Source organism: Rhodopseudomonas boonkerdii, from assembly GCF_021184025.1.
GTDB classification, from domain to species: Bacteria; Pseudomonadota; Alphaproteobacteria; order Rhizobiales; family Xanthobacteraceae; genus Tardiphaga; species Tardiphaga boonkerdii.
The window spans coordinates 2,899,845-2,916,754 of sequence record NZ_CP036537.1 but is presented as its reverse complement, the minus strand read 5'-3'; the positions used below and the strand labels follow the sequence as shown (position 1 = coordinate 2,916,754).

Annotated in this window: 10 protein-coding genes; 4 read left to right on the top strand and 6 right to left on the bottom strand. The window is 62.9% G+C overall.

The window, feature by feature from the left end; genetic code table 11:
• Positions 1 to 329: 329 nt before the first annotated feature.
• Positions 330 to 1,004, bottom strand: coding sequence for an invasion associated locus B family protein (locus tag E0H22_RS13490; RefSeq protein WP_233021534.1), 675 nt, complete (start codon positions 1,002 to 1,004; stop codon positions 330 to 332).
• Between the two features lie 255 nt (positions 1,005 to 1,259).
• Here E0H22_RS13490 and E0H22_RS13485 point away from each other — a divergent pair, with 255 nt between their 5' ends.
• The gene (locus E0H22_RS13485; RefSeq protein WP_233021533.1) at positions 1,260 to 2,411 is read left to right on the top strand and encodes a helix-turn-helix transcriptional regulator; all 1,152 of its coding nucleotides are present in this window, start codon (positions 1,260 to 1,262) and stop codon (positions 2,409 to 2,411) included.
• A 456-nt stretch (positions 2,412 to 2,867) separates the two neighbouring features.
• Here the strand turns inward: E0H22_RS13485 and E0H22_RS13480 are convergent, their stop codons facing one another.
• From E0H22_RS13480 to E0H22_RS13470, 3 genes are read right to left on the bottom strand one after another with little or no spacing between them, the layout of a single operon-like run.
• Positions 2,868 to 8,597 carry a beta strand repeat-containing protein gene (locus tag E0H22_RS13480; protein WP_233021532.1) on the bottom strand — a complete coding sequence of 1,910 codons (5,730 nt, stop codon included), beginning with the start codon at positions 8,595 to 8,597 and terminating at the stop codon, positions 2,868 to 2,870.
• Positions 8,524 to 11,130: a two-partner secretion domain-containing protein gene (locus tag E0H22_RS13475; protein WP_233021531.1), complete on the bottom strand. Its 2,607-nt coding sequence runs from the start codon at positions 11,128 to 11,130 to the stop codon at positions 8,524 to 8,526. Before E0H22_RS13475 ends, E0H22_RS13480 begins: the two co-directional genes overlap by 74 nt.
• Before the next feature lie 10 nt (positions 11,131 to 11,140).
• Positions 11,141 to 12,976 (bottom strand): ShlB/FhaC/HecB family hemolysin secretion/activation protein, encoded by a 1,836-nt coding sequence (locus E0H22_RS13470; RefSeq protein WP_233021530.1) that lies wholly within the window; start codon positions 12,974 to 12,976, stop codon positions 11,141 to 11,143.
• A 631-nt stretch (positions 12,977 to 13,607) separates the two neighbouring features.
• Between E0H22_RS13470 and E0H22_RS13465 the strand changes: the two genes are divergently transcribed.
• Complete coding sequence (locus tag E0H22_RS13465; RefSeq protein WP_233026356.1) at positions 13,608 to 14,144, top strand: hypothetical protein; 537 nt, start codon at positions 13,608 to 13,610, stop codon at positions 14,142 to 14,144.
• A 223-nt stretch (positions 14,145 to 14,367) separates the two neighbouring features.
• On the opposite strand, the gene E0H22_RS13460 is transcribed toward E0H22_RS13465, so the two are convergent.
• Positions 14,368 to 14,616, bottom strand: a complete 249-nt coding sequence (locus E0H22_RS13460) for a hypothetical protein (protein WP_233021529.1) — start codon at positions 14,614 to 14,616, stop codon at positions 14,368 to 14,370.
• A 123-nt stretch (positions 14,617 to 14,739) separates the two neighbouring features.
• On the opposite strand from E0H22_RS13460, the gene E0H22_RS13455 reads away from it, so the two are divergent.
• Positions 14,740 to 15,765 (top strand): PrsW family glutamic-type intramembrane protease, encoded by a 1,026-nt coding sequence (locus tag E0H22_RS13455; RefSeq protein ID WP_233021528.1) that lies wholly within the window; start codon positions 14,740 to 14,742, stop codon positions 15,763 to 15,765.
• 114 nt (positions 15,766 to 15,879) lie between these two features.
• Complete coding sequence (locus E0H22_RS13450) at positions 15,880 to 16,455, top strand: HdeD family acid-resistance protein (RefSeq protein WP_233021527.1); 576 nt, start codon at positions 15,880 to 15,882, stop codon at positions 16,453 to 16,455.
• A gap of 142 nt (positions 16,456 to 16,597) precedes the next feature.
• Here the strand turns inward: E0H22_RS13450 and E0H22_RS13445 are convergent, their stop codons facing one another.
• A complete protein-coding gene (locus E0H22_RS13445) occupies positions 16,598 to 16,876 on the bottom strand; it encodes a hypothetical protein (RefSeq protein ID WP_233021526.1) in 279 nt (92 codons plus the stop codon).
• Positions 16,877 to 16,910 lie beyond the last annotated feature (34 nt).

The window sequence follows — 16,910 nt, the reverse complement described above, 5'->3', positions numbered from 1 at the left end:
GAAAGGTATTTTCGCGCACGATGTCCACCTGCCCCTTGCGCGAACCCGGCATCAGATGTGTCGGATCTTCGCGGCTCCTGGCAGTTTGTTTCGCGTGTCGTGCCGATTACCGCAGCGATGCTGAAACGTGATTGCGGAAAAATGCACCAATCGAAAACGACAAACGATTCTTCTGCCTAAGCACTAGAAATTGCAGATTTAAACCGTTCAGAAATCAACCTTTCGGTTGAGCCGCTTACAGCTACCGCAGATATTAGCTCAATGTTGCAACCTAGACACATTCACAGCAACGGCGCTTATCACGTGATAACTCTCGAAGAGCTGATCCACTATTCCTTCAGCAGCGCATCATAACCCTTCGCAAAGCCGTTGAACGACAGCGGAATGGTGACGATCCGCCCCGTAGAATCAGCGAATGAGAGTTTCCCTCCCGAACTCGCAGTTCGTAATTTGAGAAGACTATCAGCTGCTAACTGAAATTCCGCAAAGCAGCCGTCGGGCACGCACCGGGCAAACGGAGCTTCGAGGCCCTGGTCGGACTCACTCGCAAGAATTTTGACTTTGGTCGCAAAAGTCACATTCACCGGCACCTGCACGAACAAGATGCTTGGCGCATTCTTGGCCGGCTGCGGCACGATCATGCGCGAAAACGGCTGCGTTTTGCCCTGGACCTGCAATTGCGTGAGCTGTGCCATCTCGCAAACCTTTCGCGGCGGCGGCCCCGCTTGCGTTTCGCATTGCACAATCCAGTCCTCATAAGTCGCAGTCGTACGCTGAGGTCCATTTCCGATAACGGCTTGAGGCGATGCGCTTTGCGCCGCTGGTAGCTGAGCCGCAGGCGGCGGATTTCCGGCTGGTGCGGGTGTAGCCGTCTGTGCGGATTGCGCTGGCCGCTGAGGCGTCGGTTTGGCTGCCGGTTGCTGCGCAATCGCCTGGGCCGCGAGAGCAACAGTGACGATCGAATGAACACAAACAATCGCGAGCTTGCTTGTCAATTTCATCATGGAGAAACATCACCGTTGTTTGAAATGAACGCGGATGCAGTAACCTATCGAAGTTCGTTCGCCTCATCATAGTACACAAACGCGCACACGGCTTGACCGAAGCGCTATGCAGAATGTCGCTTGGGCCTCCTCGTTCGATACATCGTAGTGATGCACTAACCGAGTTTGGTCAATTCGCGTGTCGATGATAGGCTTTTCTAGTCTCTCGTCACTTTTCGGTTGTCAGATTTTCTCCTGCGGAAAAGCCTTTCCAGCATGACCGTTCGCAACCATGCAACGGAAGTATCGGAGGCGATCGAACTCTCTAATGCGATCGCCGATATCTATGATGCCGCAATCGCCCCTGGCGTCTGGCAAAAGGCGCTTGCGAGTATTTGCGCCTTTGTCGGCGGATCATCGGCCGCTATCTTTTGGCATGACTCGGCCAGCGTCAGTTCTCAAGCGCTGCACGTCTTCAACGAAGACCCGTACTTCACACACTTGTATTTCGACAAGTATGTTTCGATGAATCCGATGTTTCCGGCGGCCACTTTTGTTGAAGAAGGGCTAGTTCACACCAGTCGCGACATTCTCCCGCAGCAAGAGCTCGAAGAAACCCGCTTTTACAAGGAGTGGATTCAGCCGCAGGGCATCATCGACGCCGTCTCGGTCAATCTCGAGAAGGGCATTATGCGCTCCTCGATGATCAGCATCCGCATGAATGTGACCGACGGCCTTGTGGACGACCAGTGCCGGCGGCGACTTCAGCTACTCGTTCCCCATCTGCAGCGCGCCGTTGCCATCGGACGACTGTTCGATCAACAGGATGCGGTTCGCAGTGTCCTGACTCAGACACTCGACCATATCGAAGCCAGCGTATTTCTAGTCGATCGAAATGGTCAGATCCTGTTTCAGAATGCACCGGCCGAACTGCTGTTGCAGGACGCGACACTCTTGCGGAAAGACAATCAATCGCTTGTGGCGGTGCTGCCGGACGCGAACCGAATGCTCCACGAGTTGCTTGCTGTGCCGGAACTCGACTACTCGTCCGTCGGCGTCCGCGGCGTTGCTGTTCCGCTGTCCGCGCCAGCCCTGGAGCGTTGGTATGCTCATGTGCTGCCGCTGACTTCCGGAAGCCGGCAATCAGCCAGTGGCCTGCAATCCGCGACCGCAGCAGTGTTCGTCAGGAAGAGAGTGCGAGAAGCACCCGCCCCCATCGAGACGCTCTCCAGGCTTTATCAGTTGACTTCAAGCGAAACGAAAGTCGTCGATGCTCTACTAAAGGGCGGTAGCATAAAGGATATGGCTGATGTTCTGGGCCTGTCCCAAGCTACAGTGAAAACTCATCTGCAAAAGATCTTTCAGAAAACTGGAGTTAACCGACAAACAGAACTTGTCGCGCTTTTGGCCGGTTTCGTGAATAGGTGATGGTTCCAGGCAGGCAACGCCGCCACGGCAGATCGAGCACCGAGCCGTTGCAGTCACCGACCACCTGCGGGAACGACAGATACGGCAGCAGCGCCAGGGTGACGCGCAGCGGTTCGCCCGCTGCGGCGCGGCCGATGGCGATCTGCGTCTTTTAACCTTGCACCTGCACCACCTCGCAAGGGTGCGCCCCCGCCTCGCCTTCGCCGAGGCTCTGACAGCGCAGCACCCAATCCCCGAAACGGGCGGTGGCGGCGGTCGGCTCTGCTCGCAGCAGGCGCCGGTGCCCGCGCTGGCCGGCCTAACGGCACCCTGCCCCCCCCCGCGGCTCCGGTGCACGCGCCGAGCGCAAGCAGCAACATCGTTGCGCCGAGCACGGCGACAGGAGCATGAGACGTCTAGACGCCTCTCATTGATCATTCCCTTGTCGTGGAGAGGCTTCGCATCATGGCCGTGGCTTTACTGAGCAACGACACAGTTGAGGCCACTGCAGATCACGACGCCGTCGAAGCGCGGATCGGCTGATATCACTATGCTGCCGGAGCCATTGGCGGAACCACTCGCGGACGGCGGCGACACAACCACCGGCAGCATTGCGGCGGTGATGGTCGCGCCGGCTGGCATGCTACTCGCCGCCGTGCTGGCCAGGTCCGTGCTTGGTGGATTGATCACCGCATTGATGGTGAGCGTGCCCGGCACGAAGGTCACGGCATAGTTCGCAGACGCCGACAGGTTGCCACGGTTGATGGCGTAACGTCCCGCAATACTGTTGCGATCAGCGTCGGTTGCCAGCGCGCCCGACAGCAAATCACCGTTGATCAGGCCGAGCCCGCCGATGGCGTAGGTCAGCGCCGGATTGGCGTCACCATAGATGCGCGACTTGGAATCGGCAGTCACCCTCAGGTCCCGCACCGCGACGTCGAGATCTGCACCGACATAGGTCAGCGCATAGTTCGACGAGGCCGCGAGCGAGCCTTGCGTGATGCCGTAGCTGCCGACATTGGACGTTCCCGTCGCCAGCGTAGTGAGCGCCCCCGAAAGCGTGTCGCCATTGACGAGGCCCAGACCGCCGACGACATAAGTCAGCGCCGGATTGGCTTCGCCATAGATGCGCGACTTGGGATCGGCGGTGACGGTGATGCCGCGCCGGTTGACCGTCAGAGTGCCCGAATTGGCGAAGGCGAAGCCATAGCCAACATTCGAGGCGAGCGATCCCAAGGCCGCCGTGATCGCATAGGTCGAGCCGGCCACGCTGGCCGTCCCGGCCGCGCCGGGTGACGTGACGCTGGCTGTGCCGCTATAGGCGGTCGATGCGGTATCGGCCAGATAGGCGCCGGCAACGCCAGGAGCGAACCCGGTGATCACATAATCAGTCGCGACACGACCGGTGATATCCTCGCCATAGGTCTTGCTGTCATTCAACGTGGTGACCGTCAGCGTGCGCCCGGATGCGAAGACGTAGCGGTTGCCTGCTGCCGTGACGTTGCCGCCTGCGGCCGTGTTCCAGATGGCTGTATTATTGCTATCGAGACCGCCGAACGTATTGCCGGCGGAGTCTGCCGAATAGATCAACCAGCGGCCGGAGGTCGCCGTGACCGCGTTTGATCCGGCGTAGTTGAGGAAGGCTCCGCTGGCCGCGAGCACCGGCGACGTGCCCGAGATTGAGGCGCCGGCGGCAATCGTCAAATCGCCCGCCGTCGCAATCTGGATCCCGTCGCCAGAGACGCCGGCGAGCGTACAATTGCAGGCATCGGTGGCGCTCGCCGCAATCGTCAGATTGCCGGCGTTATATAGGTTGATTGTCCCGCCGGCGGCCACAAACTGGCTGAACTGGTTGCCGGCATTTGTCAGCGTGAACGTGTTACCGCCCCCCTGCAACATCAACGTGCCGGCGGAAATGGCCGCCGATTGCGTGACGGTACCCGTGCTCGACAGATTGAGCGTGCCGGTGAGCGAGAGCGCGGTGTCGAAGGAGAAATCAGTAACTGCGAAGATCGAGCGATTGGCGAGCGTGAGGCTCGAGGCGCTCGTCCCAGTAGTCGATGTCGCATAAGCCGCATCCAGTATCGACAGTGTGCTGAGAGCGGTCGTGTCACGCCGCCAACCGCCGGACACGTCGAAATTGGCGAGCGTTCCCATCGCGGCTGTTCGGAACGCGGAGCCATCAGCCGCGCCGGTATTGGCGTTGGCCTGCGTAAAGGCGAGCACATTGCTGCCGTTCGTCGTGTCGATCGAGCCGTATGGCACGATGGCATAATAGTAACCGTTGACCCCGGTCGTCACCGTCTGCACAGCGCCGCTGCCGACGCGGACATTGACCAGCCCCGCGCCACTTACGCCCGAGCCGAGCACCGTCGCGCCGCCATCGGTATAGGCCACACCGGAGATCGCCTGCACGCCATTGGGGAAGAAGCTTCTGAGGTAGGGGTAGAGGCCCGCGCCGCCGCCAAAGGCCGCGCCGAGAGCGCTAGTCGCGGCCAACGTCTGGAACTGCGCTGTCGTCCGGACGGTGATATTGCTCGAAAGCCCGTTCGGATCGTTTGCGATGACCGTAGACGTACCGGTCGTGTCGATGTCCCAATAGGCGTTGCCGATGGAGCCACCATATGCATAGCCGACGAGGCCGCCGGCACCGCCACCGCTGACTGCGCCAGTCGCGTAGACATTGTTGAGGCTTCCGAACGAGAACCCGATGAGCCCGCCGACGCGATTGCCGGCAAGAACGGCACCCGTGGCGTATGCGTCGGTGACGCTGGCTGCATAAGTAGACGAGTCGGTCACGCCGATCAGTCCACCTGCGTTGTCGCCGGTGGCGGTGACCGCACCCGTCGCATAGGCCGTGCTGACAGTGCCGCCGACATACCCTGCAAGGCCGCCAACAGCCGTGGTTCCGCTGACCATCGCAGAGGAATAAGCCTGAACGATCGAACCGCCGTTCAGATACCCGACGAGGCCGCCGGTGTTACTACCACCTCTCACGGCGCCGGTGACGTATGTATTGGTGATTGTATTGCCGGACTGGTACCCGACAAGGCCGCCGACGTAGCGCCCGAAGGAATTCGTTTCAGACACCGAAGCGTTGACCAGCCCGATGTTCTGGATGAGGCCGCTGCTGTAACCGATGAGCCCCACATTGTCACCGTTCTTCGCAATCGTGAGATTGCTGATCGTATGGCCAAGACCCTGGAACACGCCGCTAAAGATATTGCCGCTGTTCGGGCCGATCAGCGCATCACTATAGGTCGTGCCCGCGGCATCGAGGCTGTTGGCGAGCGCATAATTACCGGCAAGCCCCGCAGACGTGACATTCGCCACATCCGCCATCGTGTAGAGGAGCGCGTAGGCAGTGCCATTGATCGACAGGCTCTGATTGCCGGGCGCGGAGGTTAGCCCATTTCCGCTGGCATCCAGAAAAGTGAGCTGGCTGATGAAGCCCGAGCCCGTCAGTCCGAACGAAAAATTGGTGGCCGATGAGCTGTTGTACCCGAGCGCGACGCCGCCTGCGCCCTTCACCGTGATCGGCGCATGGAGGTTAAGCGCGCCGGCGGCGTTGAGGCTGAGGCTACCGCCGGTCTCGATGGTGATGGAATTCGCCACCGTAATCGGAGCACTGGCGGCGGTCGTCTGCACGTAGAATGGGCCCGCCGTATCGACCGTCTGGTCGATGGTGAAGCTCGCACCGCTCGCGATAAAACCTTGGCCTGTGATGGCGTTAATCACCGCCGTCGCCGTTGCGTCGCTGCCTATCGCTGCGATGGCGCTGGCCTGTGCGGCGCTGAATGTCGGCGCGGCGCTGAGCGTTGTCGACGTTGTCACCACGGTCACCGCATTGCCGTAGAGATCGAGGCCGGATTGATTGGCTGCGCTCGTCGCCGTGCCGAGCCTCGCCGAATTGGTCGTTCCGGTTGCGGCGTTGGCGCTGGTATAGGTGAGCAGTGAATTGCCCGATGCAATCGAGCCCGCCGCGCCCATAATATAGTAATAGCCGTTCGCGCCGGTCGTGGCCGATCCGAAGCCGGTGCCATTGGCGAAGGCTGTCACTGTGACGGCACCATTCGCGCCCGAAGCCGCCGGCGTCGTGCCCGCATTGTTATACGCCATGCCGGAGATCGCCTGCACGCCGTTCGGAAAAAAGCTCTGGAGATAGGGGTACAGACCGGCACCGCCGGCGAAGGCCGGCCCGAGATAGGCGGCTGCGTTCGGCGTCTGGAACTGCGCCGTCGTCAGACCGGTGATATTGCCCGACTGGCCGTTGCCGTCGAAACCGAAGGCCATCGCCTGCCCGGTCGTCTGAATGTCCCAATACGAGTTGCTGATCGTCCGCCCATTGCCGTTTCCTCCCGCGAGTCCGCCGACGTAGGCGCCTCCGATGACCGCGCCCATTGCATAAGCATTGGTAGTGTCGCTGCTCCCGATCCATCCCGACAGGCCGCCCACGTAGCTGCCCCCGATGACCGCGCCCGTTGCATAGACGTTGGATATCGGACTCAGGTTGAGGTTCGCTCCGACAAGACCGCCGACGTACTGGTTTCCGGCGACCGCGCCCGTAGCATAGGAGTTCGCGAGTGAGCTGTAGTTATAGAGAAATCCGATGAGGCCGCCGGCGTAACTGTCGGTTCCCGTGACAGTTCCGGTAGCGTAGGCGCTGGTGATCGAGTTGATCGTGTCGGCCAAGCCGATAAGACCGCCAACGTAGGTGGTCCCGCGGACCGATCCCGTCGCATAAACGTTGGTGATCGTGCCGTAGCTGAGCGAGCCGATGAGGCTACCGACGTGTTGAGTGCCAGTGACCGATCCTCCGACCAATCCGACGTTCTGAATGGTTCCGTAGGCAAATCCGAACAGTCCTGCGTAGTCCCCGCTCGTGGCGATGGTCAGGTTGCTGATGGTATGGCCAAGGCCGTCGAATCTGCCGCGGAAGATGGAATTGCCGTCGACGCCGGTGCCAATCAGGGCGCCGGTATAGGTCGTGCCCGATGCATCGAGACTGTTGGCAAGCGCATATTTTCCGAAGAGATCCAGCGTGTTGATGTTGGTCACGTCCGCCATCGAATAGAGCAGCGTGTAGCCCGTGCCATTGATGGTGAGCGCACCGCCCTGGTTTGAGGTCGCGGGGGTGCCGTCGCTGCTCACATAGCTGAGCCGGCCGGTGAATCCGGCACCGGTCAGGCCGAAGGAAAGATTGCCGGCGAAGGCGCTGTTATAGGTGAGCGTGACCGCGCCGGCGCCCTTCACCGTGACCGGCGCACTGATGAAAAGCTGGCCGGAGGTCATGAGGCCGAGACTGGCGCCACTCTCCACCGTCATCGCGTTGGCGACCGTCAATGGCGCGCCGGCTGTCGTCTGCACGCCGAAGCTGCTGGTGAGGTCCAGCGTCTGATCGATTGTAAAGCCGCCGCTGTTCGTTGCAGCCAGTGTTGGGATCGCACCATTGAGGAAGGACGGCAGCGTCGAACCTGTGGGCACGGCCGGTGTCGAATTCGGATTGTAGCCCGACGCCGAGAGCGTCGTCGCACTCGTGCTCGCCGTGAGAAGCGTGACAGGCTCGTAGATGTCGACGCCAGTCTGCGACGGCGTGCCGGACGAATATGTCGAGGTTGCGATCCGCGCCGCATTTGTCGCGCCGGTCGAGCCGTTCTGCGTCGTATAAGCGACCAGGCCAGCGCCGTTGGCGATGGTGCCGGCCGCGCCGAACGCATAATAATAGCCATTGGCACCCGCCGTCACGGTGCCGAGTGTTGCGTTTGCGCCGATCACGGTCACGCCCACTGCTCCGTTCGTACCCGAAGCAAGCGGGGTCGTGCCCAGATCGCTGTAGACGGTGCCCGACACCGCCTGCACACCGTGTGCGAAGATGCTGGTCAGATAAGGATAGAGTCCCGCACCGGTGCCCCAGACCGAGGATGAAAAGCCCGTCGGCAACGAGCCGCTCTGGAACTGCGCGGTGGTCACGCCGATGACATTGCCGCTCTGGCCGTTTGTGTCGTTGCCGATCCCCAAGGCAGGAATGCCGCTCGTCGATACATCCCAGTAGCTACTGATAATCGACGTGGTGCCGCCGCTGAGGTTTTGATTTCGGCCGACCAGCCCACCCGTGCCGCCATAGCCTGTGGTGCTAACACTGCCCGTCGCATAGGAGGTGGTGATGGACGCGACGGCGCCGCTGCCGTTGCCGAGATTCCATCCCACCAGTCCGCCGTTGTAACCTGCTCCCCCCCCCCGTCACCGCGCCGGTCGCGTAGGAATCAGTAATCGACCCGATGCCCGCTGCACCTCCGCCGGTGTTGGAGCCGACCAGACCGCCGTTTGCGACCGCGCCGCCGTTGACCGCGCCGGTCGCGAAAGACCCTGAGATCGAGCTGATGCCGGCGTTGGTGGTGTTGCTGCCGACCAGCCCTCCGACCGAACTTGCGGTCGTTCCGATAACCGCGCCGGTCGCGTAAGAGCCGGTGATCGTCGCAATCCCGGTGGGATTGCTACTGTTGCTGCCGACAAGGCCGCCCAGCACAGCGTTGCTGCCGCCCGTAACGGTGCCGGTCGCGTGAGATCCGCTGATCGTTGCACTGGCGCTATTGAAGTACGCAACCTGCTGGCCGACGAGACCACCGGCGTATCCCGAGACCCCGGTCGTGACGTTTCCGGTGCTGTAGGAATTCGCCACCACCGTGGGGGCGTCTTGGTAAGCATAGGTTTCGCCGATTAATCCACCGACGTTGGATTGATCGCCGCCCGTAACGTTGGCAGTCGCGTAGGAATTCACGACGTATGAGGGCGAGCTGCCCGCCCCGAGCCCCCCCACGAGCGCACCGACATATGACGAGGTACCGGCGGAAATCGATCCGCCTACCAGGCCGATATCGCGGATGGTGCCGGTCGCATAGCGAAACAGGCCAACTAACTCGCCGCTTGCCGTGCTGTTGATCGTGAGGTTCGAGATCGTGTGGCCGAGGCCTTCGAAGGTTCCATCAAATGTTCCTCCGACCACCGCCGCCGTGTAGCTGGTCATCGATATCAGGTCGGTCGCAAGCGCCGAGTGGCCGCTGGTGCTCATGCCGGCGATATCAGTCATCGAGTACAGCAGCGTGTAAGCGTTGCCGTTGACGCTGAGCGCACCGCCGTTGTCGGTCGCGCCGTAATCGATCGATGCGCCGTTGTTGAACGTCAGGTTGGTCGGTGACGCTGTGTTGTAGACCAGCGAAACGCCACCCGCGCCGCGGACATTGATCGCAGCGTTGATGGAGATGGCATTGTGGGCGTTCAGCGTTAGCACCGCGCTGGTGGACCAGCCGAGGCTGGAATTGATGATGATGTCGCCGTTGCCGGCTGCGGTGGAGCCGGAACCGCTCGGCGCGCTACTGGCGAAGGTCTGTAAGGTGACGCCGGTGCCACCACCCAGCGCGCTGTTGATGGTCGCGGCGGCGGTCGCATCGACGATCAGGTCGATCGGATCGAGCAGCCATGTTCCCGCCGCGCCCTTGAAGGCCGACGCATCCACGCGGATGCCGGCGAAGTCGAGGGTATGGCCCGAGGTTTCGATCTGTCCGCCGTCGCCGCCGTTTTTGCCGCCGCGCGCCGAGATCGTGCCATAGACAGCGGTCGTGCCGTCCGACCACACCACCACGTCGCCCCCATTGCCCATGGAGGTCGCATCCGCTTTGATCGTCGTCGCAGCATCGACCGTCGTGGTCTCCGCGCGCTGCAGCGTGCCCTGCCCCTGCCGGTTGCCGCCGATCCTGACCGTGCCGCCGCCGATCTTGCCGGATGCCTCAAGCGTCGCCCCGGCCAGCTTGATGTCGCGGCCGGTGACGGCGATGCTACCACCCTTCGCTTTGCGCGAGGAGACATTGAGCTTGCCGGAGACGGCGACTGCGCCGTCCGAACCGCCGAGGATAATTGCGCCGTTGCGCCCGCCGACGCTCCTGGCCTCGATGGTGCCGGACATATTGATCGCCTGCCGCGCCATGTCGCGCGCGGCGGCGGCTGAGAGCTGCACACTGCCGCCATTGGCGGAAATCCTGCCGCTGTTACTGACAAGCGCGCTGCTGCCGGTCGCATTGGTCGGCATCGCGACCTGCATAAAACCGTCGCCGGACAAATCGAGTGTCGCCTGCTCACCAGAGCCGAGACCAACCTTGCCGAGCGGCACGGTGATAGTGCCGGCATTATCGACGCTGCCGCCGAGCAGCGCGGCATAGCCACCGCGCCCGATGGTGATGCTGCCGGCATTGCTCACACTCGCTGAGGCGCCGTTGCCGGTGAACGTCCGCTTGCCGCTCATGAAGTCGCTGTCGGAGATTCCGAGCGTCGAGGCGACGAAGCCCGCAGCGTTCACCGTGCCAGTGGAAGTGATGGCGATACCGTTGGGGTTGACCAGATAGACCTGTCCGTTGGCGTTGATCTGGCCGGCGATGGTGGAGGTCGCCGATCCCGTCACGCGGTTCAGGATCGCCGATGTGCTCGACGGCTGCACGAAGTTGACGGCATTACCCTGCGCCACCGAAAAGCTCTGCCAGTTCACCACCGCGGAGGACGACGACTGCGTCACCGTCAGCGCGCCATTGCTCGGCGTGGTTATCGTGGCACTGCCCGCCGCAACGCTGCCGCCGGTCGGCAGCGTCTGCGCGAAGGCCAGCGGCACGCCCGACAGCATCGTGGAGGTCAGCAGCGCTGCCGCAAAATGAGCCAGTCGCGGGCCATTGTTACGGGTACGGGAAGCCGTCATTGATCGGTCCTCAGAACTGGAAGGCGGTGCTAAAGGTCAGGCGATCGCCGCTGCCGAGGCCGGTGGAGCGCTCATAGCGGCCGTATTCGATGCCAATATTGATGGCGCTGAAGCTGGATTGCGGCGCGGCCCCGAGGCGCAGGCCGACGCCATAGGACGAGCCGCGTATCGTGGGGATTTCCAGCGCCGACGGCTTTTCCAAAGTGACCTGACCGAAAGCGCCGAACGCATAGGGTGTCAGCACCATGGCGCCGGGCGTGGTGTCGCCGGCCGGCAGGCCGGAGCCCTGTTGTGGCGGCAGGCTCGGCACAGCGAAGGGTAGCGTCAACGAGGTGGCGAACGGAAATTGGGTTTCGCCGCGGATGACATAACCGGCGTCGCCCTGGATCAGGCCGGCATCGAAAGTGGACAGCGCGGTACTGCTGGCCAGGCCGATCTGCTCCGAGCGGGCCAGCGGCTGTCCGAACGAGGTCTGCGCCCGCGCGCGCAGATCCAGCGTCAGATGATCAATCAGCGGCTGGTTATAGCCGAACTGCGCCTCCAGCTTCTGGAAGTCGGGCCTGGTGCCGTCGCGCGACAGAGGCACGTCGAGGGAGCCGACCGGCGGCGCATTGCGCGCGCCGAGGCCATCGATACCAAACGAGCCGGCCAACCGCGCCGTCACCAGCGCGTTATTGGGCGCGAACCAGCTCAGGTCGCCGCCGGCGCGCACGATGCGCAGCCGGTCGAGTGACAGGCCCTGCACCAGCGGGGTAATCACGGTGACCTGATCGTCCTGCGCGTCGAAGCCTGCCTCGAGATTGAGCGTCAGCTCGCGTCCGCGCAGCACCGGATAGCGCAGTCGCGTCGAATAGCGTTTGAAATCAGAGGTGATGCCGAGACTGCCCGCCGCCGCGATCGGCGTGGCGCGGGCGTCGGTGGCTTCCAGATTCAGCGTCAGCCCGTTATCGCCCAGCGGTAGCGTCACGCCCGCCGCCAGCAACCGGTTGCGCGGCTGGGCCTCGGTGAAGGCGGCGTCGCCGCGCGCCCAGGGCAGCCCGCCGGTGCGCAGATAGATCAGTTCGCCATGGCCGGTCGGCGAATTGATGTCGAGGCCGGCATTGACGCTGTACCGCCCAAGCGACTGCGACAACGTATTGTCGAGAGAAACGAAGCCGGTGACCGGCTTGAAGCGCGCCTCGATCACCAGCACGCCCCCTCCCGGTGCGCTGCCGGGCGCCAGCGTCGAGCGCAGCACGGTGCCCGGCAGGTCGCCGGCCAACAGCAGCTTGCGTTCGATGTCGCGAAGCAGGATACCGCGGTGACCGACCAATGGCGTCAGCAGCGTGGTGATGCGCTCGCGAATGGCTGGTGGCAACCGCGACGTATCAAGCCGTTCGACGAAGCCGTCGATCACCTGTAGCCGCAACGTGGCGCCATCGAGGAGGCGCTGCGCCGGCAGCACCACCCGCACCAGGCCATAGCCGGCGGCAACATAGGCCAGTTCCAGTTGCTTCGCGGCATTGAACAGCTCTGCCGCGCTGACCTTGCGTCCGACCAGCGACGCGCGGATCTCACGCTCCTTCTCGGCCAGCGCCGGCAAGCCACCGTCAATGCGCACCGCCTTGATCCGAACCGACAGCCTGTCCGCACCAATCGGCGCCTCTGGCCCGGCGCCTTGCGGAATCACAAGGCCCCCGCCCCGCCCCTGCAGTGACGGCTCGAATGAACGCGGCGTGATCTGCGAGGCGGTCTGGGCGACGGCTGACTGCGGCGATGCCACGAGGGCGATGCCGATCAATACCCAAGCCGTCGATGCCCAGGACAAGGCCACCACGCAAGCAGGAGATTTCCACTTCAAAAGCATGACGCGTCCAACAGTGCCGCAGAACTGCAACCCGCCTGTGCGACGGATGGCAGAGCACAATGGCAGAGCGCTGCAATTGAAGTCTCGATGGTTCAGTCATGACATTCTGAAAATTTTCTGATATTTGCCGTCAGAGCGCGTAAAACATGTGTGACATCAAGGCGTCATCGTACCCAGCCTCGCTGGCTACGATCTCGGCCGAGGTAAACTTCGTACCGAAGATGGGAGCACGATCCGGCTATGGCCGAAGAGATTCGCGTTGCTGCAACTGTTCGCGGGCAACGCGAAGCGACTGCTCAACCAAGCCGGCATCGATGGACGGGCCGCGGTTACGGAGACCCGTCCGTCCGATGCGGTCACATCGGTAGATCCTATCGAAGAAGCGCTACGCTCTGTACGGACCATTGTCCGCGCATCTCATGCGCGGCGTGGCGGTGTGCCAGTATCCCCGCACGGAGACCGACACGTCGCCGAAACCCGTCTTAATTTGGCTGAACTTTACCGCGAGCCTGCGGTCTCATGCACGTCCTGGGAATTCCCTCATCCGGGTGGAACGATCGCCGGCCGGAGGACTTTGAGTTTGATGGTCGAGATGACGACGAGCCATTCGCACAGCCATCCTCTGCCGCCGATGGACGGAGATGAGCCGGTGCGTGCCCGCCCGCGTAGCAACCGTTCGCCCCTGCACGAGATTGGCCAGCAGCCGATCCTGATCACCGCGGTCGCGCTGGCGCTGGTCATTCTCGGCATCGGCGGCATCTTTGTCTGGCGTGCCTATAGCGGCAGCACCCCGGAGCCAGAGCGCCTCACGGCATCGCGGCTACAACAGGCCCGCGTCGCCCAGGCCTCAGAACAGCTGATCGAGAAGACCAAGGGTATCGAGGCCACACAGCAACAGTCCGTCGACCAGCTTCAGGTTGTGCAGGATCAGTTGCTGACCATGCAGCGCCTCCTCACCGCGCAGCAGACCGAAACGCGGAAACTGACCGAACAGGTCGGCACCTTGACCTCCACCCTCGACAATCTGCGCCAGTCTTTCGCCAGCACCACCGCCGGCGATGACAAACCCGCGGCACGCGAGACGCCGCGGCGGTCACGGTCCCGCGCCACCACCAACAACCGCAACCGCTCCAAAGCCGCAGCCGTCCAGCGCAAGCGCAGCCGCTAACGGGCGCAACACGAATAGCGGTCTCCACCGTCCTATCGCGCCCTGGTACGACCTGTCGCTCGGCGAGCGGTTCACGACATCTGCTAGATAAATCAAGGCGTGTGCAATGCGTGGGGATCAACTTGCGGCCGCCGGCACAGTTACCCCGTATCCCGACGTTATCACCGCCGCGGAATGCCCGCGGGAACGACAATCAGTTCGACCGAGCAACCGAAGATCCCGCCTAGCGCCGTCGCGCCACGGCGACGCCGAGCAGGAAGGCCACCAGCAGCGATCCCAGTGGGGCCTCGCGCGCCACATTGGCGAGGATGCTGAGCGGCATCCCCGGTTTCTTGCCGGCCTCGATCGTGTCACTGACACGATGAGCAGCATCCTTCACGGTATCGACCACTTCGGACAGGGTCGATTTTTCCTCGGGTACGAGATCGACGCCTTCATAGATGAAGGGCGGGGTCGGTACATCATCGGACATGGTCAGTCCCCGTCGTGGCGATGGTTTGCAAATCCAATCGGCCGGGCGGCATTTGGTTCCCAAAATGCAGCTGCGACCGCACAACCCTTTCGCGCCGCACGGGCGCCCTATACTTAGTCCTGCATGGACGCCCTCGAATCGCTCCCCACCGTGATCGGCATCGCCGCCATTGCGCCTGCCCTGCTGGTGCTGTGGCTGGTCATCGCCGCCGACGAGCGGCCGGGACCGCCTGGGATGGTCTGGGCGGCATTCCTGCTTGGCGCCGCCAGCATTTCGCTGCTCGGTTTCTCACGGGCGCTGTTCGCGGCGATTCCCGGCCTCACCGACGATCCGACCTGGACGATGGTGCTGCATGCGGTATTCGGCATCGCTGCGCCCGAGGAGATCGTGAAGATCCTGGTGATCGTCGCAGTCTCGACCCAGCGCGCGCGGACCGCAGATCCCATGGACACCGTGGTCTACGGTGCCGCCGCCGGCCTCGGCTTCGCCGCCTACGAAAACCTCGTTTATCTTCTGAGCTATCCGGAGATGTGGCGCACGCTGGCGGTGCTGCGCAGCGTGCTCACGGTGCCGTTCCACGGCGCCCTCGGCGTCATTGCCGGCGCTTATATCGCCATTGCCCGTTCCGGCCGTGCATTGGGCGCCCATCGCCGCGACCGCCTCGCTTTCATCCGTACACCGCTGCTGATCGTGCTGGCACCGGTGACGCTGCACGCCTGTTACGACCTGCCATTGCTGACCCTGCAGCAATATCCGGACATCGTCGGCCCCGCCCGCCGCGCGCTGGAGGGCGCCGGCATGCTGTTCGGCTTTGGCACCATCGCGCTGGCTATCCGGCTGGTACGCCGCATCGGCGCCCATCATGCGCCGCATACGGATGTCTCGCGCGAGCGGCTGGCGCATCTGCGCAGCATGTGGGCGCTGACCTTCGCCGGCGGCGCCGCGGGCTTTGCCGGCACCGCCTTCGTGATCACGTCGCTGCGGCACTGGTACAGCAATCCCGAGCGGACCGTGACCATGGTGCTGGTGCCGATCGGCTTCACGTCCATCGTCATCGGTGCGGCGCTGCTGATGCTGACCGGGGCCGCTTATTTCCTCGGCCGCAACCGCATGCGCACGGCCGCCCCGGCGATACCCGTTCAGCGGTAGAATTCGATAAAATCGTCGACGACGACCGGCCGAAATCGTGGACCGTTCGCTTCGCCGCGTCGTTGCAGCTATAGTCACGGCGATGCGCCCTCCGGCGCGGCCAGGAATTTACCGATGACCTTGCCCCCCGATTTCGACGACCTGCAATCGAAGATGAGTGAGACGGTCCGCAGTCACTGGAAAGCCTTCCTGATCGAAGGCATCGTGCTGGTCATCCTCGGCCTTGCGGCGATGATCGTGCCGCCGGTCGCCAGCATCGCCGTGACGGTGATGCTCGGCTGGATGTTTTTGATCGCCGGCATTGCCACTTTACTCGTGACCTTCTGGGCACGTCAGGCCCCCGGCTTCGTCTGGTCATTGATCTCTGCGGTGCTCGGTATCGCCGCCGGCATCATTCTGCTGACACGACCGGCCGAAGGCACGCTGACGCTCACGGCGGTGGTCGGAATCTACTTCCTCGCCGAAGGTGTCGCGACCATTATGTATGCGCTCCAACACCGCAAGGAACTGTCCGAGCGCTGGAGCTGGCTCGCCATTTCCGGCCTGTTGGATATCCTGATCGCCTTCTTCATCATCTCGGGTCTGCCGGGTTCGGCAGCCTGGGCAATCGGAATTCTGGTGGGGATCAATCTCTTGATCGGCGGATCGTCGCTGATCGCAATGGCGCTGGCGGCGCGGAAGAAAGCGTAGTTAAAAACCCTACCCCTCACGGTAGGGCACACGCCCTTATTACGCGCGTCTCAAACCATGAATTGGCTTGGCTCCGAGCTTGGCAGCATCCTTCGAGACGCCCGCTTCGCGGACTCCTCCGGATGAGGGGTGAGCCCGGGGTTCAGCACCCCTTGCAGATATTCTTGATCATGCGGTCGAGCTCGCGGTCTTGCGGATCGATCCGGCTGGGATCGTCCTTGCCGGCCTCCGGCGGCAGATCGGACGGGCGCGGCTGGCGATGACCGACCGGCGCCGGTGGCACGCTGCCAGCCGAACCCGACTCTGTCGTCGGCTGCGACCGCAGATGTTTCGGCGGCAGATTGCGCTGCGAGTCCTGCGCCAGCGCCAGTGAATGTCCGAATACGAACAGGCTCGCCAACATCACGAACAGTGTTTTCATTTGATGTCTCCGACACCGATCTCGCGGAAGCCAC